A 16,022-nucleotide genomic window follows, 5' to 3' on the forward strand; every position below is an offset into this window, starting at 1 on the left:
AGGCGGCGATGGCTAGCGGAATGAGGACACGACTGTTCGCCACGGCGCTTTCGGCGGCCATGCTGTCCATCTTCCTCTACCTCATGGCCCGGACACTGCTCTTCCTCCTGTCCGCCCGGCTCTGGCAGGAAATCACCGTCGGCGTGCTGCTGCTGCTGGCCGAGGGCTTCACCATGCTCCACGCCTTCGGCTATTTCCTCAACGTGTACCATGGCCTGCGCGCCGGGGACGCTCCGCGCATCACGCGGGACACGGTTCCTCCGCTGGAAAGCCACCCGCCCGTGGCCATCGTGGTGGCCTCCTACAAAGAGCCGCTGGATGTTCTGGAGGACACGCTCACCTGTTTCTACAACCTCACGTACTCCAACAAGCGCATCTATTTCCTGGACGACACCCGCTACGACAAACCCGGAGAAAATCCGGCGGCCATGGCCGAATACCGCGAGCGGATCGACGACCTGTGCCGCCGCCTTGAAGTGAACCTCTTCCGGCGGCCCTGGCGCGGAGCCAAGGCCGGCATGATCAACGACTTCCTGGATTTCCTGGCGGGCCGCCCCGTGGCCGAGGCCGTGCTGACCTCCCATGGGGACGCGCCACGCGACGGCGAGACCGAAAAGTACGTCATCGTCTTCGATGCCGACATGAACCCCCTGCCGGATTTCGTGGAGCCCCTGGTGGCCTTCATGGAGAAGCACAAGCGCCTGGCCTTCATCCAGACGCCCCAGTACTACTCCAACTTCGAGGCCAACCTGGTGGCCAAGGCCTCCGGCCTGCAGCAGGCTGTGTTCTACGAATACATTTGCGAGGGCAAAAGCGCCCAGGACGCCATGTTCTGTTGCGGAACAAACGTCATTCTGCGCCGGGAGGCCTTGGAGGACGTGGGAGGCTTCGACGAAAGCTCCGTCACCGAAGACTTCGCCACCAGCCTGCGCTTCCACGTCAACGGCTGGAGCAGCGCCTACCTGAACAAAGTCTGCGCCTTCGGCATGGGGCCGGAGGACCTGGGCGGCTACTTCAAGCAGCAGTTCCGCTGGGCGCTTGGCACCGTGGGTCTGCTGCGGTCCATCGTACGGGAGTTCCTGCGTGGGCCGCAGCGGCTGCCAGCGGCCAAGTGGTGGGAGTACTTCCTCTCCAGCACCCACTACTTCGTGGGCTGGGTGTTCCTGGTCATGGCCGTGTGCCCGCTTCTGTACCTGTTCACGGACACGCCCAGCTACTTCGCCAATCCGGAACTCTATCTGCTGTTTTTCATGCCCTACATCATCCTGACGGTGACCATCTTCCTGTACTCCATGAGCCAGCGGAAATACCGCTTCTGGGAGCTGGCCCAGGGCATTCTGCTGCAGGCCGTCACCTTCCCGGTGTACATGAAGGCCTCGCTGCTGGCCGTGCTGGGCGTGCGGGGCAGCTTCGGCATCACGCCCAAGGGCGGCAGCACCTCCTTGCCCATGCTCAGGCTATGGCCGCAACTGGGTTTGGCCCTGGCCTGCCTGGGCGGGTTTACCTGGGGTATGCTGCGCCTGTGGCATGGCGACGGGCCCACCCTGGCCCTTTTGACCAATTCCGGCTGGTGCCTGTACCACTTCGCCATTCTGTGCACCGCGCTGCATTTCAACTTTCCGGAGGTAGGGGAATGAGGCGCGCCCTGTCCACCGTGCTCGCCGCGCTGCTTTTAGCCTCCATGGGCGCCTGCGGCGCGTCGCCCAAAAACGCCACGACCTTTGGCGTGGCCCTTGACGGCTTCCCCGTCACCCCCGCCATGATCACGGCGGCCAAGTCCTCCACCGGACTGCCCGTGCGGCTGGTGCTCTTCTATGCGCAGTGGCCCGCCGACCCGACCGGGGCGTGGGAATCGCACACATCGAGCCTGGAGACCATCCGCGCGGCCGGGGCTGTCCCGTGCCTCACCTGGGAACCCATGAGCATAGGCGAAGGCGGGCGGGAGCAGACAATACCCGCAGCGCGCATCCTTGGGGGAGAATACGACGGCTACATAACCGCGGTGGCGCAGGAGCTGAAGGCTTTCGGCGCGCCGGTGCTTCTGCGCCTGGCCCACGAGATGAACCTGGAGCGCTACCACTGGGGCACGGACAAGAGCGGGTACGGTCCGCAGAGCCCGATGCTCTATAAAGGGCTGTTCCGCCGCGTGGCGGACATCTTTCGGGCAGAGGGCGCGGACAACGTCCTGTTCGTGTTCTGCCCCAACGTGGATTCCCTTCCCGCGGCCCCCTGGAACACCGCCGCCGCCTATTACCCTGGGGACGACCTTGTGGATGTGCTTGGCATGGACGGCTACAACTGGGGCACGAGCCACAGCAAGGCCGTTCACGGGTACGACAGCTCCTTCCGCTCCTTCCGGGACATCTTCGGGCCGCTGTTCAACGCATTGCGCCAGCTGGCCCCGGCCAAGCCGGTGATGGTCTTCGAGACGGCGTCGGCATCCGCCGGGGGCGACAAGGCCGCATGGGTCGCCGAGGCCTTTGGCGCGGCCGCAGAATGGGGCCTTGCCGCCGTGACCTGGTTCGAGGTGGACAAGGAACTGGACTGGCCCCTGCGCAAAAACGTGCCGCGCGATCCCGCGCCGCTGGCGCGTCCGTTCCTGTCCGACGACCCGGCCTGGCTGAAAACACTCTCCGGGAGACGTCCATGAACGCATCACGGCGACGCGAAAAGCGCCTCGACATCGAGAGCGTGGTGCTTCCGTTCCTTGGGTCGCGCGCGGAGGACTACCAGACCTTCGAATACCTGCTGCTGGACGTGAGCCCGGGCGGAGTCGGCGTCACCCTGCCCCGGTGGCTGGCCTCGCGGGAGCTGTTGCGTCAGGGGCAGCGCGTGAACCTGCACCTGCCCTTCGAACTTGGCGGCAAGATGCTGCACAGCGGCGTGGTGACCTGGACCAGATGGGACGAGGAGCAGGAGGCGCAGTACGCCGGGGTGGTGCTGGACGAGGCCTCGCCCGCGCTCTACCCGGTATTCGTTACCCTGGACAGCCGACAGATAGCCATTGACCTTGGCGGCTTTTCCGGACTGGACCATCTTTTGGCCCGCGTGCTCAAGGACTCGGTGCTGCTCAAGCGCGGAATCCTCATCTACCTCAAGCACCTGAGCGCCTATTTTTCCCGCGTAAGCGACCTGGAGCGCGAGGAGTATCTCCTGTTCCGGGAAGCCGTCATCGACGAAGTGCGGCACAACGTGCAGACGCACATGACCACGTTGTCCGCTCTGCTGCGCCAGGCCGAGGATAACGGCGAACAGGCCCTGGAGCGCCTGGACCTGGACGAGCTGCGGCGGGCCATGGATCCGGAATTCTACATCGACATGTTCAACGCAGCCCTGGGCGACGAGACCGTGGGCCTGTTCCTCCGCGCCATCAAGGAACTGGAACGCAAGCTCCTGTCCAACCACAACACCTGTGTGCTGCTCTACATCAACTCACTCTGAGGCTTTGCCGAAGGCCTTGCGGATGACGAGGACATTGTTCGGATTTCCGGCCTTGTACCCCACGCTGTCGGCGGCGGTGCGAATGAGGTAGAGACCCATGCCTCCCTCGGGCAAATCCTCCAGGCTCTGGGCCACGGCAAGGTCGTTGGTGAGCTTCGTGCGGTCCTTGAGCGGTTCGCCCTGGTCCTGCACGCAAATGACCAGCCCCGTACCGTCCACGACAAGGGTCACCCGGACCATGCCGTCCGGCCGCCCCTTGTAGGCGTGCTTGATGGAATTGTTGGCGGCCTCGCACGTGGCGAGTTCCAAGGCGTCCGCCTCGTCCCGGGACAGGGGGAGGCCCTGGCAAACGCCGCGCACCGCCAGTCCCAGCAGGTACACAAGCTCCAGCCTGCTCGCTATGCTCAGGTCTATGGACTGCATGGCGTCACCCTGTGCGGGGGCCTGCGGCCAAGGTGGAGACAGCCTCGGCCTCGGTCTCAAAAATGCGGAAAACGCCCCGGTCCAGCCGGGTGATGGCGAAGAGCTTGCGTACCTTCTCGCCCAGGCAGCATACGGCCATTTCGCCACGGCCGCCCAATGTCTTCATGCTCGACATCAGCGAGGCCAGGCCGCTTGAGTCCATGAAGTCCACCTGCTCCAGGTTGAGCACAAAACGCTGGCCTCCCGCCTGGATCAAATCCACCATATGGGCCTTGAGCCTTGGTGCGGCCGCCGCATCCAGGCGCTGGCCCTTGGCGAGAACCACCGTCACGCCCTGTTCGGTCCTGTCCGTAAATTCCATGCGTTCCTCCCCAAAAATCAGATTGCCGTGAAGCGCACGCACATGATGGAGATGTCGTCGTCGGGCGGGCGGCCATCGGCGTGCGCCTGGAGCGTGCCGACGGTGCGGTCGAGCACCAGCTGCGGCGTCCACCCCACGCATTCGGAGAACACCTCCCAAAGCCTGACCTCGCCGAACTGCTCGCCGTCCGGGTTCTCCAACTCCGTAACGCCATCGGTGTAGATCAAGAGCAGGTCGCCATCGCCGATGACGGCCCGGCCAAGCGCATAGGTGTTCCCCATGCCCATGCCCACCAGGGTGCCGCCATCCTCAAGCAATTCGGTGCGGCCATCGGACCGCAACAACATGGGAGCAGGATGCCCGGCGTTGCAGTAGGCCAACATGCCGCCCCTGGTCTCGTAGACCATGTAGAACATGCTGAAAAACTTATCGAAGCGTTCAATGGGGAAGGCCTCGTCCAGCAGGCGCAGCACGGTTTCCGGAGAGCGGGGCTGCTGCGTGAGCGTATCCATAAGCATGTTTCCGGCCAGCGACAGCTCCTGGGCGACGGAAACGGAGACAAGGGCCGCAGGCACGCCATGGCCGCTCACGTCCACCATGTACAGGCCGGTGTGCTGCGGTCCCAGGCAGACCACGTTGAAGATGTCGCCGCCGATGGTGGCGCTGGGCATGAAACGATAGTCCCACTCCAGGCCCAGGCTGCATGTGCCCTCCTTGGGCAGCAGGCTGCGCTGTATCTCCGCGGCGGCCTCCAGGTCCGCCTGCAGGCGTTGCTGGCGTTCCTCCAGTTGCACCTGCGCGCGCTTCAATTCGGTAATGTCGTTCACCAGCACAAAGAACCCGCGCACATCCGAAGGTTCCCCATCCGGGATGTAGTGCGCCAGGGCGTGGCGATGATCGCCATCGGCATTGACCAGTTCGCGCTCGAAGTGCTGGGGTTCGCCGCGCAAAACGCCGCGGACCTGACGCTCGTATTGCGAGAAGGCTTCAGGCCCGAGCAGGTCCGGCAAGCTCTTGCCGATGACCTCGTGCAGGGGTTTGCCGATCCATAGCAGGTAGGCGTCGTTGGCGAATCCGCAGCTCAGGTCGGCGTTCCAGTAACCCACCATGCCGGGGATGTTGTTGGTGATGGACTTGAGAAACTGTTCGTTCTTGGCCAGGGCCGCGTTGGCCTGCTCCAGCTTCTGGCGGGCCTGCGCGCGCTCGGAAACATCCCGCACAATGCCCGTAAACAGATTCTCCCCGCCGATGACCATGCCGCCCACGGTCAGCTCCAGGGGGATGCTTGACCCGTCCTTCCGCAGGCCCTGCACTTCGCGTCCCCCCTTGCCCAGGACATGCGGCTCACCGGTGCGCAGATAGCGGGCAAGATAGCCATCGTGCTGGCTGCGAAAGGGTTCGGCCATAAGCAGCGAAACGTTCCGGCCAACCAGCTCCTCCTGGGCGTAGCCAAAAATCCGGCAGGCCGCCGCGTTGGCCGAGCGGATCAGGCCGTCTCCGCCCACGGTGAAGATGGCGTCCACCGCGTTCTCCAGCACGGCGGCCAAGCGGGCTTCGCTCTCGCGCAGCTCAAATGTCATGGCCTCCGCCAGGGAAAGCGCCCGCGCCCTGGTGCCCAGCAGGGACTGCACGAACAGCGCGAGCAGCAGGCTGATGCAGATGCCGCCCGCCAGGACCATGCGCGGCACAGAGCGGTCCACCGTGGCCTCGAACTCCGGCAGGGAACGGAACACCAGGGTCCACGGTCTGCCATAGGTCATCACCTCGCGCCGCAACTCGAACATCGGAGTACGGCCGCTGTCCCGCAAGGAGCCGTGGTTCTCGCTGCGGAACAACAGCGCGTCTTCGGTGGCGGCACTGCCGTCGTATATCTCCAGCCCCAAGCCGGGAAGGGTCTTGCCAAGAACGCCCCGCATGAAGTCGTTTACGCGGAAGGGACTGTACACGTAGCCGCGCAAGGCGGCACGCCGCTCTTCCACGGTGAACACGGGGACACCCGGTTCATAGTGGGGCATGTACAGCAGAAACCCGGCCTGCACGTCCGCATCGGTCTCCTGCACCAGGGTCACCCTTCCCGTGGCCGCAGGATCCCCGGTGTCGCGCGCCCGCTCCATGGCCGTCCGGCGCACCGGCTCGCTGAACATGTCGTAGCCGAACGCCTTCTGGTTCCGCGTGTCGAAGGGCTCCAGGTAGAGGATGGCGGTATAGATGTCGCGCCGTCCCGGTGGATGCACTGCGTATTCGGGAAATCCCTCGGCCCGCACGGTCTTTTCGTGCCGCCGCAGGTCGGAGGGGGGCACCAGAATCGTGTAGCCGATTCCCTGGATGCCGGGATAATGCTGCGCGATGTTGAGCTTGGCCACGTAACCGCGCCATTGGGCGCGGCTGGGCTGGCCGAGTGCGGCGAACATCGCCCGCCCCCCGCGAAGGGCCATTTCGTAGGTGGAAAGACGGTCCTCTATGGCCAGGCTTATTTCCTTCGTCCTGCCCGAAAAACGCGCCCTGGCGAGCGTGTCGGTCAGGGTCGAGGCGTTGTGCCACCCGATCGCGGTCAAAATGAGGCAAAGCAGAATAAGCCCCAGGACCAGTGGCGACGGGCGGCTCCCAAGGCCAAGCCATGTTCTGGCGTCTCCTTGCGTGCGGGGGGCGGATTCAATGCGGTCTGCCATGGTGCACGGCCCTGCCTTGGGTGGACATCAAATTCGATATATCTCGCAAAACGTCATGCCAGCGCAAGAGGTTTCTCGTCTACAACGGACGGATCGCCTTTGCCGCGGAAGCCTGCGGACGGGCCGCGCAGTCTTGGCGACGGTGGCGTTATCAGCGGTCTGCCGTTCCCTGTTCCGCGCACTGAAGGCGCGTCATCATGGGGCCTCTGGCCCCCAAAGACCGGGGGGCTCTGTAGCGTGCGCGGCAACTGCTCGAAAACGCAGAAGGCGCACCCCATTCCCGTCTCAACACCCTGCCCGGCTGCGGCCGTCAGGCGGGGACGGGACACTGCTTTCACCCCGCCAGCCGTTGCGTTTTCAACAAGGGGAAAACGCACGGGCGCTTGTGCGCAGTCTGCCGCTTTGCTACGATGTCTCGCATCAGGAGGCGCCCATGCCCATCGCCGCCCGTCTGCTGCTCGTCCCCTGCATTCTCGCCCTGCTTGCAACCCCGTCCATGGCCGAGCGCCGTGTCGCTCTGGTCATCGGCAACGGCGCGTACAAGGACGCCCCCCTCAAAAATCCGACCAACGATGCGCGAGACATGGCGGCAGAGCTCCAAAAACTGGGCTTCGAGGTCATGCTTCGGGAAAACGCCACCCTGCGCCAAATGGAGGACGCGCTGGACCAGTTCTGGGCCAGCATCCGACAAGGCGGCACAGGGCTTTTCTTCTTCGCGGGGCATGGGCTGCAGGTGAAGGGCGTCAACTATCTGGTTCCGGTGGATGCACGCATTCTTGTGGAGCAGGATGTGCGAAGCGCGTGCCTGGACGCCAACCGGGTTTTGGGCCGCATGGAAAACGCCGGCAATGGGCTGAACATCCTGCTCCTTGACGCCTGCCGCAACAACCCCTTCGCCCGCTCCTGGCGCAGCGCGGACGCGGGCCTGGCCAAAATGGACGCGCCCACGGGCACGCTCATCGGCTACGCAACAGCGCCAGATTCCGTAGCAGCGGACGGCACGGGCAGAAACGGCGTATACACCAGGCACTTGCTGGAGCAGATGCGCGCGCCCGGGCAAAGCATTGAAGCCATGCTCAAGCGGGTGCGCATCGGTGTGCTCCGCGATACGGATCGGCGGCAGACGCCTTGGGAGTCCTCAAGCCTCACCGGAGATTTTTTTTTCAACCCGCAGGACGCGCCCGCATCCCAGCTCGCGCCGCTCCCCGCAACGCCGGAATTCGACGCCAAAGCCCGGAAAAAACGCTTGGCCGAAGAGGCGGCGCGCCTCAAGCTGGAAAAGGAACAGCTGGCCCAAATGCAGGCCCTCCAGGCCGAACAGGAGCGCCTGGAGGCTGAGCGGCAAAAGGTGGAGCAAGCCAAGCTGCTGGCCATGGCCCCCCGCCCCAAGCAGCCCATCAAGGGCGTCCAGACGCCGACCGCTTCTTCCCATGCGGCGCAATTCGCACAATTGGCCCGCGCCGGTCAGGCCAATGCGCGGGAGCATTTTCAGCGCGCCATACAGGGCAATCCCGACGATGCCGAAGCACGCGCAGGACTAGCCATCGCACTGGTGTTCGCCGAGCAGGACGCCGATGCCGCCTATCAGGTCAAGCGGCTCTCGGAATCCAGCGCGCAGACGCCGGGAGTTCGGCTTGCCCAAGCTCTCCTGGCGGGGATGGCGCGCAAGCCCGAAACCCCGCATCTGTTCGCCCTGGCTGCCGAGGCCGGGGCGGACCGCGCCTTGGTGCTGCTTTGCCAGGCCACTGCGGCGGAACGCAGCCTGCAATATGAAGAAGGGCTTGCACGGCTGCAAAACTACGCCGCCCTGGTGCCAGAAGGCCAGCGAAGTCCAAATCACCAGTTGCTGGCCCAGGCCATGGACGTGAAGAATCGTCTCGCGGGGCGGTACGCCATCGCCTGGGGACAAAAGGAATCTCCAAGCCCCATGGTCATTGAGTTCGCCGTCAAAGACGGGGTTCTGGTGGGGACTGCGGGCGGCGCCGGTGAGCACATGCGGCTCGTGAGCATCACCAACATCCTGCTCCAGGGAAACGCCCTGAGTTTTCAATGCGACTTCCGGGTCGGGCTGCTCTTTCTCGGCGGCTCCGGACTCACCTATAAATACAGCGCCGAACTTGGAAGAGACCTGTCGGCAATCCGCGTGAAGGTGGACTCCGGTCAGGGCAGGGGCGGCATGGACTGGCTGGTGCGGCTGCCCGACGCACGCTGACGCCAAGGCCGCTATCCGGGCGCGGGCTAGTCTTTCGGTCCGGGGCAGGTGTTGGGGTCCAGGTCGAGCACTTCCTCGCCCCGGATGTAGTGCATGATGCGCGGGTGGTCCACGGCGTCGAGCAGGTTGGCGATGGCCCCGCGCAGGCGTTCCGCGCCGCTCAGGGCGCAGCCGATGAGTTCGATCTCGCGGCCCATGTCGAAGCCGATGCCGATCTGCCGCAGGGCCTGGGCCGTGGCGGAGTGCAGCACGGCCTCCATGTCCTCCTTCACCAGCTCCAGGCAATTCTTGATGACGGAGAGGGCGTTGTTGCCAACATGCGCCATGCCGCCGGCCGCCTTGGCCAGTGCATCGCGGCCGACCTCCAGACGCGAGCCCACGGTAAGGGACACGATGCGCGAGCAGTCGGACAGGAAGCTGTGGTCGTAGTGGCTGAAGAAATCCACCGAGCGCGAATAGAGCATGATGAGGCCGAAAGGCCGGGTGTCGTGCCCGCGCAGGATGAAGGCCAGACGTGAGCGGTAGCCCTCCTGATAGGCCACGCAGTCATACGACTCGCCGCCGCGCTCGGAACTCATGAGGTTGTTCGAGAGCACGTAGCTCCATTTCTTGCCGGCCACGGCCTGCATGACGGGATGGCCGGGGATGCTCTCCTCCAGGGCGTGCACCAGAATGGGCGTGCTGGTGCCATGGGCGGTGTTGGCGGCCACGTTGATCCACTCGCCGCTGGCGTCGCGCAGGCGGCAGACGAAGAGGTCCGCCTCCAGAAGCTCCGTCAGCACCTCGGCGCTCTGCTCCATCACCTCCTCGGGCGTCTGGAATTCGCCGCCCACGTTGATGAGCGCGTAAATGATCTGCAGGGTGAGGGAAAGATCCTCGTGGGAGCGGCGCATGACCGCAAACTGCTGCTCCATGTGGCTGAGCGCCTGCTTGGCCTTGCCCCGGCGGCGCAGGCGCGCGGCCACGGGCTTGTCCAGCGCGGCGCGGACATCCGTCAGCATGGGCAGAAGCGAACGCCAGTCATAGACCTTGGCCCGGCCATCCACAAAGACCGGGCGCTTGCCAGCGGCCTCCAGCCCCGCCTTCACCGAGTGCAGGAGGTCGCACATGGCGCGGCGCACCGGGGCCGGGGCTTCGCCCATGATGGACAGGAGTTCCTGGCGCAGGGGACGCGGGGGAACAGGACACGGCATTTGACGGGATCGGCTTGGCATCTGGCTACTCACGGGCTTAGCGGTACGCACTGCGCGCGGGGCAAACGCGCGGGAGCAGGTGCCATTATACCCCGGCGGGGGGGCTTGGCAAGCCGTGTGCGGAAAGGAACAAGGCGGCTTGTCCAGACGCCACGTCCTCAGCGTTTTGCATCAGCACTTCCCTTGCGCAGTTGCGGTCGCCCCTGGGCCAGGCAGCAGCCATTTCCACCACCGGCAATCCCGGCTCCACGCTTCGCAACACCACCCCCCGCCGCGCCCAGTCCCGGGCCGAGGCAGGAACAAGGCACAGGCCGAATCCGGCGGCGACCAGCGATAGCGCCGCGTGCTTGCCGTTCACCTCCTGCGAAATACGGGGTTCGCCACCGGCCGGGCCAAGCGCCCCCTTCAGGGCGGACAGCATGGCATCGTGCAGGACGGGCATGGCCTGACGGGGAAACAGGATCAGCGGCTCCGCGGCGATCTCCGCCAGTGGTGCCACGGTGAGGCTCGCCAGACGGTGGCCTTCCGGCAGGGCGAGCACATAGGGCTCGCGCAGCACCAGTCTGGTGTCCAGGCCGCTCAAGTCCACCCCGGCGGCCAGGCGGATGAAGCCTACGTCCAGCCGCCGTGCGCGCAGTTCGTCGCACTGCGCCGGTGTGGGCAGCTCGCGCAGGCGCAGGGCCACGCCCGGCCTGGCGGCCCGAAACGCGGCCAATGCCCGGCACAACACCGCGTCCATCACCGGATTCATGAAACCCACCACAAGCTCCCCGGCCTCGCCCGCGTGGATGCGCCGGGCCACGCCGGAGGCCTCCTCGGCCTGGCGCAGCACCTCGCGCGCGCGCGCCAAAAACGCCGCTCCGGCCGGGGTGAGGCGCACGCTGCGGCTGCTGCGCTCAAACAGCCGCGCACCAATCTCCTCCTCCAGCGCGCGGATCTGCTGCGAGAGCGGCGGCTGGGCCAAATGCAGGCGCGCGGCCGCACGGCCGAAGTGCAGTTCCTCGGCCACGGCGAGAAAATAGCGCAAGTGTCTCAGCTCCATATTTCATATATGAAACATATCAATCAGCAGTGCAAGATATATTTCACATGCACGACAGATCCCCCTATGCTGCCGCAAACAAGGAGGCCTCATGTTGCGAAGACGGACGTTCCTGACGATGCTGACGCTGCTTTCGCTTTGGACCGCGCCCCAGGCGACTGGGGCCGAAGAACTGCACCCCACGGGAGGAGCCATGGAGGAGAAGCGCATGGAGACGGGACGAGAGCAACTGGAACGATTGAATCCCAGGGCCGAGGCAGACCTGCGCGCAGCCCTGGACGACATTGCGCCGGACATGGTGGAAATGGTCGTGGCCTTCGGCTACGCCGACATCTACGCCCGGCCGGGGCTTGCCGCAGAGGACCGGCAGGTGGCCACCATTGCCGCGCTGACCGCGCTGGGCAACGCGGAGCCGCAGCTCCGCTTCCACATGGACGGCGCGCTGAACCTGGGCTTGAGCCCGCAGGAGGTGGTGGAAATCCTCTATGTCAGCACGGTGTTCGCGGGCTTTCCGGCCGGGCTGAATGCGCTGGGGTGCGCGCGGGAGGTGTTCCGCCAACGCGGGGTGCGGCCAGCCCCCCCGGCCCCGCGTACGGGGGACCGCAGGACACGCGGTCTGGCCGCACTGGAGGCCACAAGCACGGGCGCGGGCAAGCAGGTGCTGGATGCGCTTGCGGACATGGCGCCGGACATGGCCGGATTCATCCTGGACTTCTCCTACGGCGACGTCATCTCGCGGCCGGTGCTCTCGGCCCGGCGCAAGGAGATCGCCATGTGCGCGGCGGCCATGGCGCGCGGCACCATGCGGCCGCAGCTCAAGGTCCATGCCCGTGCGGGCCTGAACGTTGGCCTCACCCGTCAGGAACTTGTGGAGGTCGCCATGCAAATGGCGGCCTATGCGGGCTTTCCCGCCAGCCTGAACGCCCTCTCCGCCCTGCGCGAGGCGTTTCAGGAGGCGCAAACCGCGCAATAGCGCCGGGGCGAAGCTGTGGGACGAAAAAAAAGGGCGGGCCGCGCAAACGGTCCGCCCTTGAGGCTTTTGCAGGGATGACGCGATCCTACCCGCCCAGGTACGCCTTTTTGACTTCCGGGTCGGCCAGCAGCTGCTCGCTGCTGCCCTGGGCCACAATCTCGCCGGTGTCCAGCACGTAGCCCCGGTGGGCGAAGCGCAGGGCCAGATTGGCGTTCTGCTCGATCAAGAGGATGGTCAGGCCCTCGCGGTTCAGCTCCTTCAAGGTGCGGAACATGTCGTACATCAAGAGCGGAGCCAGCCCCATGCTGGGCTCGTCGAGCATGAGGAAACCGCACTTGCTCATGATGGCGCGGCCCAGGGCCAGCATCTGCTGCTCGCCGCCGGAAAGGGACTCGCTGCGCTGCTTCTTGCGCTCGGCCAGGCGCGGGAACAGGGTGTACACCCGATCGTAGTCGCGCGCGGTGGCCTCGTGCCCGTCGGTGCGGGCGTAGGTGGCCAGCTTGAGGTTCTCCTCCACCGTCAGGTTGCCGAAAATGCGGCGCCCTTCGGGCACCAGGGCCATGTCCAGGTCGGACACCACCTTGTGCGGCGGCACGTTCAGAATGCTCTGCCCCTTGAAGATGATGTCGCCCTCGGTGACGCGCGGGGCCTCCGGGGGCGGCAGGCGGCAGATGCTCATGAGCGTGGTGGACTTGCCCGCGCCGTTGGCGCCGATCAAGGTCACGATCTCGCCCTCCTTCACGTCGAAGGAGATGCCGTGCAGGGCCTCGATATTGCCGTAGCGAACCTTGAGGTTCTTGACTTCCAGGAGCGTGTTCAAATCGTGTCGTCTCCAAGGTAGGCTTTGATGACCGTGGGGTTCTTCTGGATCTGCTCCGGGGTGCCGTCCGCGATGGTGGCCCCGAAGTCGATGACCTTGATGCGCGTGCACAGGCTCATGACCACGGTCATCTGGTGCTCGATCATCCAGATGGTGACGGGGAAGGTGTCGTGTATCCAGCGCACCAGCTTGATGAGTCCTTCCACATCCGCCGAATTGAGCCCGGCTGCGGGCTCGTCCAGGAGCAGCAGCGAGGGCTTGACGCTCATGGCCCGGGCGATCTCCACCCGGCGCTGCACGCCGTAGGGCAGGTTCCTGGGCAGTTCATAGGCGCAGTCCTTCAGGTCCATGGCCTCCAGAAGCTCCCAGGCGATCGTGTCGATGGCCTTTTCCCGCGTCACGTAGTTCTTGGTGCGCAGAAAGCAGTCCATGATGCCGTAGCCCAGGCGGTAGTGCTGGGCGATGCGGATGTTGTCCAGCACATGCATCTCGCTCCACAAGCGGATGCCCTGGAAGGTGCGCGCCACGCCCAGGGCCGTCACCTGATGGGGCCTGAGGCCCCTGGTGTCCTTGCCCTGGAATTTTATGCTGCCCTCGCTCGGCTGGTAAAAGCCGGAGATGAGGTTGAACACGGTGGTCTTGCCCGCCCCGTTGGGACCGATAAGCGCCACCATCTCGCGTTCGGCCAGTTCGATATTGAAGTCGTTGACCGCGATCAGGCCGCCGAAGCGGCGCGTGAGTCCGTGTATCTCAAGAAGCGACATGCTCTCTCCGGCTCGCTATTTGAACGAATAATACTTGCGCAGTTTGGGGAACAGGTCGGACAACTCCTTGTTGCCCATAAGCCCCTCCGGCCTGAACTGCATGAGCAGGATCAGCACCAGGGGGATGACCACCCACTTCCACACGCCCAGGAAGCGCAAAGCTTCCATAAGCACCGTGAACAGCACCGCGGCCAGCGTGGCGCCCGAAAGCGAGCCCATGCCGCCCAGGTACACCATGACCATGATCTCGGTGGAACGCATGATGTCGAAGCTTTGCGGGTTCACGTAGCCCAGGATGTGCGCGTAGAGCCCGCCCGCAAGACCCGCCAGGCCGGAGGAGAGCATGAAGGCGATGAGCTTCATGCGGTTTGTGTCCACGCTCATGATCTCCGCCGCGATCTCGTCCTGGCAGATGGCGGGCACGCCCTTGCCAAGCGTGGAGGACACGAAGCGCCGGAGCAGCCACACGGTGAACAGGGTGCCCAGCATCACGAAGATGAGCATCCAGGGGATGTCCACCACGGCCTTCATGCCGTTTTCCGTGGCGCTCATGCCCATGAATCCGCGCGGCCCGCCCACTATCTCCATGTTGTTGATGGCCGAGATGACGATGTAATTGGCGGCCAGGGTGATGATGGCCAGGTAGTCGCCCCGCGTCTTGAAGGAGGGGATGGCCACCACCAGACCGGCCAGGGCCGCCGCCACGGAGCCCACCAAAAGCGCCAGGGGGAAGCCCACAAGCGCCAGTTGGCCGGGCAAAAGCGGCGCGCCCAGGATGGCGTTCTTGCTGAACAGCAGCACGGTGCAGATGGAGGAGACGTAGGCCCCCACGCACATGAAGCCGCCGTGCCCGCAGGAGAACTCGCCCATGTAGCCGTTCACCAGGTTCAGGCTGGTGGCGAGCATGATGTTGACGCCCATGAACATGAGCACGGAGATGTAATAGCTGTCCAGCACGCCGAACTGCGCCAGGACGGCGATGCAGGCCATGAAGGCGAAAACGCCGATGGTGACGATGTGTTTCTGCATTGGCTGGCCCCGCCTAGATCTTGGTGGTCTGCGCCACGCCGAAGATGCCGGTGGGCCTGAGCCAGAGGATGATCAAAAGCACCGAGAAGGCGAAGAGGTCGCGCAGGGTGCTGGGGAACACCGCCACAACGCCGATCTCGATGAAGCCGAGCAGGAAGCCGCCCACGATGGCGCCCCGGATGTCGCCGATGCCGCCCACCACCGCCGCGATGAAGGCCTTCCACCCGATGAGCGCGCCCATGTACGGTTCGAGGATGGGGTAGCTCATGGCGAAGAGGATGCCCGCCAGCCCCGCCATGCCGGAACCCAAGATGAAGGTGAACACGATGATGGTGTCCAGCGGAATGCCCATGAGCGGGATGGCGAACTTGTCGTAGCTGATGCCGCGCATGGCCATGCCGATCTTGGTCTTGCTGACGATGGTCTCCAGGAAGAAGAACACCAGGATGGCCGCCACGATGACGATGACCTTGAGGTTGGTCACGGACACGCCGCCGCCCAGATCCCACACCACCTTGTCGATGAGGTCGGGGAAGCGTTTGCGGCTGGCGCCGAGCAAGGCCAGGTTGCCGTTCTCGAGCATGAGGCCGGCCATGAGGGCGGTGATGACCACGTACAGCCGGTTGGCGCCCTTGCGGCGCAGGGGGCGGTACATGGTGCGCTCCAGCGCCACGCCCACGAAAGATGTCAGCACCATGGTCACCGGCACGGTGATGGCGAGGGCCAGGGCCGGGTTCAGACTCATGCCCAGGGCGAAGCCATCGCTTGTGCCGAGCAGCGTCACCGCCACGAAGAAGGCGATGTACGCGCCCACCATGAAAATGTCGCCATGGGCGAAGTTGATGAGCCGAAGCACGCCGTAGACCAGGGTGTAGCCCAGGGCGATGAGGGCGTAGAAACTGCCGAACTGCAACGCGTTCAGGATATGCTGAAAGATTTCCACCGGGGGCACCTTGGCTTTGAGAGTGAGCCTGCGCGCGGCCGGGTCCGCACAAGCCTGCGCCCTGTGTCGGGCGGGTGCGGCGGGAACGCCTTGGCGCGCAAAACAAGGCGGCGGGGACCGTTAAAGCGGCCCCCGCCGCGCGTCATGCCATT

The 16,022-nt window shown here is 65.0% G+C and carries 14 protein-coding genes; 5 read left to right on the forward strand and 9 right to left on the reverse strand.

Features of this window, described 5'->3' with window-relative positions:
* Positions 1-8 precede the first annotated feature (8 nt).
* From CHB73_RS15845 to CHB73_RS15855, 3 genes are read left to right on the forward strand one after another with little or no spacing between them, the layout of a single operon-like run.
* Complete coding sequence (locus CHB73_RS15845; RefSeq protein WP_089275583.1) at positions 9-1,637, forward strand: glycosyltransferase family 2 protein; 1,629 nt, start codon at positions 9-11, stop codon at positions 1,635-1,637.
* Positions 1,634-2,650 (forward strand): glycoside hydrolase family 26 protein, encoded by a 1,017-nt coding sequence (locus CHB73_RS15850; RefSeq protein ID WP_089275584.1) that lies wholly within the window; start codon positions 1,634-1,636, stop codon positions 2,648-2,650. The genes CHB73_RS15845 and CHB73_RS15850 overlap by 4 nt, the downstream gene beginning before the upstream one ends.
* On the forward strand, positions 2,647-3,441 hold the full coding sequence (locus tag CHB73_RS15855) for a PilZ domain-containing protein (protein WP_089275585.1): 795 nt from the start codon (positions 2,647-2,649) through the stop codon (positions 3,439-3,441). Before CHB73_RS15850 ends, CHB73_RS15855 begins: the two co-directional genes overlap by 4 nt.
* On the opposite strand, the gene CHB73_RS15860 is transcribed toward CHB73_RS15855, so the two are convergent.
* From CHB73_RS15860 to CHB73_RS15870, 3 genes are read right to left on the reverse strand one after another with little or no spacing between them, the layout of a single operon-like run.
* The gene (locus tag CHB73_RS15860) at positions 3,433-3,864 is read right to left on the reverse strand and encodes an ATP-binding protein (RefSeq protein ID WP_089275586.1); all 432 of its coding nucleotides are present in this window, start codon (positions 3,862-3,864) and stop codon (positions 3,433-3,435) included. The two genes, CHB73_RS15855 and CHB73_RS15860, sit on opposite strands and share 9 nt — an antisense overlap.
* 4 nt (positions 3,865-3,868) lie before the next feature.
* Positions 3,869-4,225, reverse strand: a complete 357-nt coding sequence (locus CHB73_RS15865) for an STAS domain-containing protein (RefSeq protein WP_089275587.1) — start codon at positions 4,223-4,225, stop codon at positions 3,869-3,871.
* 17 nt (positions 4,226-4,242) lie between these two features.
* On the reverse strand, positions 4,243-6,780 hold the full coding sequence (locus tag CHB73_RS15870) for a CHASE domain-containing protein (protein ID WP_179217095.1): 2,538 nt from the start codon (positions 6,778-6,780) through the stop codon (positions 4,243-4,245).
* Between the two features lie 547 nt (positions 6,781-7,327).
* On the opposite strand from CHB73_RS15870, the gene CHB73_RS15875 reads away from it, so the two are divergent.
* Positions 7,328-9,106 (forward strand): caspase family protein, encoded by a 1,779-nt coding sequence (locus CHB73_RS15875; RefSeq protein ID WP_179217096.1) that lies wholly within the window; start codon positions 7,328-7,330, stop codon positions 9,104-9,106.
* Between the two features lie 26 nt (positions 9,107-9,132).
* Here the strand turns inward: CHB73_RS15875 and CHB73_RS15880 are convergent, their stop codons facing one another.
* Both CHB73_RS15880 and CHB73_RS15885 read right to left on the reverse strand, forming a co-directional pair.
* On the reverse strand, positions 9,133-10,299 hold the full coding sequence (locus tag CHB73_RS15880) for a histidine kinase (RefSeq protein ID WP_143337437.1): 1,167 nt from the start codon (positions 10,297-10,299) through the stop codon (positions 9,133-9,135).
* A gap of 85 nt (positions 10,300-10,384) precedes the next feature.
* Positions 10,385-11,341, reverse strand: coding sequence for a LysR substrate-binding domain-containing protein (locus CHB73_RS15885; RefSeq protein WP_089275590.1), 957 nt, complete (start codon positions 11,339-11,341; stop codon positions 10,385-10,387).
* 91 nt (positions 11,342-11,432) lie between these two features.
* Between CHB73_RS15885 and CHB73_RS15890 the strand changes: the two genes are divergently transcribed.
* Positions 11,433-12,314, forward strand: a complete 882-nt coding sequence (locus CHB73_RS15890; RefSeq protein WP_327438400.1) for a carboxymuconolactone decarboxylase family protein — start codon at positions 11,433-11,435, stop codon at positions 12,312-12,314.
* A gap of 85 nt (positions 12,315-12,399) precedes the next feature.
* Here CHB73_RS15890 and CHB73_RS15895 read toward each other — a convergent pair whose 3' ends face one another.
* From CHB73_RS15895 to CHB73_RS15910, 4 genes are read right to left on the reverse strand one after another with little or no spacing between them, the layout of a single operon-like run.
* Positions 12,400-13,134 carry an ABC transporter ATP-binding protein gene (locus tag CHB73_RS15895; RefSeq protein WP_089275592.1) on the reverse strand — a complete coding sequence of 245 codons (735 nt, stop codon included), beginning with the start codon at positions 13,132-13,134 and terminating at the stop codon, positions 12,400-12,402.
* Positions 13,131-13,898, reverse strand: a complete 768-nt coding sequence (locus CHB73_RS15900; RefSeq protein WP_089275593.1) for an ABC transporter ATP-binding protein — start codon at positions 13,896-13,898, stop codon at positions 13,131-13,133. Before CHB73_RS15900 ends, CHB73_RS15895 begins: the two co-directional genes overlap by 4 nt.
* Before the next feature lie 15 nt (positions 13,899-13,913).
* Positions 13,914-14,927 carry a branched-chain amino acid ABC transporter permease gene (locus CHB73_RS15905; protein WP_089275594.1) on the reverse strand — a complete coding sequence of 338 codons (1,014 nt, stop codon included), beginning with the start codon at positions 14,925-14,927 and terminating at the stop codon, positions 13,914-13,916.
* Positions 14,928-14,940: 13 nt separating this feature from the next.
* Positions 14,941-15,870 (reverse strand): branched-chain amino acid ABC transporter permease, encoded by a 930-nt coding sequence (locus CHB73_RS15910; protein WP_089275595.1) that lies wholly within the window; start codon positions 15,868-15,870, stop codon positions 14,941-14,943.
* Between the last annotated feature and the right edge of the window lie 152 nt (positions 15,871-16,022).

The organism is Humidesulfovibrio mexicanus (assembly GCF_900188225.1).
GTDB lineage: Bacteria > Desulfobacterota > Desulfovibrionia > Desulfovibrionales > Desulfovibrionaceae > Humidesulfovibrio > Humidesulfovibrio mexicanus.

What these genes read in the sequence shown, in the direction of transcription:
- CHB73_RS15850 (WP_089275584.1), top strand. Translation starts at nt 1,634, where the DNA reads ATGAGGCGCGCCCTGTCCACCGTGCTCGCCGCGCTGCTTTTAGCCTCC.
- CHB73_RS15885 (WP_089275590.1), bottom strand. Translation starts at nt 11,341, where the DNA reads ATGGAGCTGAGACACTTGCGCTATTTTCTCGCCGTGGCCGAGGAACTG.
- CHB73_RS15865 (WP_089275587.1), bottom strand. Translation starts at nt 4,225, where the DNA reads ATGGAATTTACGGACAGGACCGAACAGGGCGTGACGGTGGTTCTCGCC.
- CHB73_RS15860 (WP_089275586.1), bottom strand. Translation starts at nt 3,864, where the DNA reads ATGCAGTCCATAGACCTGAGCATAGCGAGCAGGCTGGAGCTTGTGTAC.
- CHB73_RS15905 (WP_089275594.1), bottom strand. Translation starts at nt 14,927, where the DNA reads ATGCAGAAACACATCGTCACCATCGGCGTTTTCGCCTTCATGGCCTGC.
- CHB73_RS15890 (WP_327438400.1), top strand. Translation starts at nt 11,433, where the DNA reads ATGTTGCGAAGACGGACGTTCCTGACGATGCTGACGCTGCTTTCGCTT.
- CHB73_RS15900 (WP_089275593.1), bottom strand. Translation starts at nt 13,898, where the DNA reads ATGTCGCTTCTTGAGATACACGGACTCACGCGCCGCTTCGGCGGCCTG.
- CHB73_RS15845 (WP_089275583.1), top strand. Translation starts at nt 9, where the DNA reads ATGGCTAGCGGAATGAGGACACGACTGTTCGCCACGGCGCTTTCGGCG.
- CHB73_RS15855 (WP_089275585.1), top strand. Translation starts at nt 2,647, where the DNA reads ATGAACGCATCACGGCGACGCGAAAAGCGCCTCGACATCGAGAGCGTG.
- CHB73_RS15880 (WP_143337437.1), bottom strand. Translation starts at nt 10,299, where the DNA reads ATGCCGTGTCCTGTTCCCCCGCGTCCCCTGCGCCAGGAACTCCTGTCC.
- CHB73_RS15875 (WP_179217096.1), top strand. Translation starts at nt 7,328, where the DNA reads ATGCCCATCGCCGCCCGTCTGCTGCTCGTCCCCTGCATTCTCGCCCTG.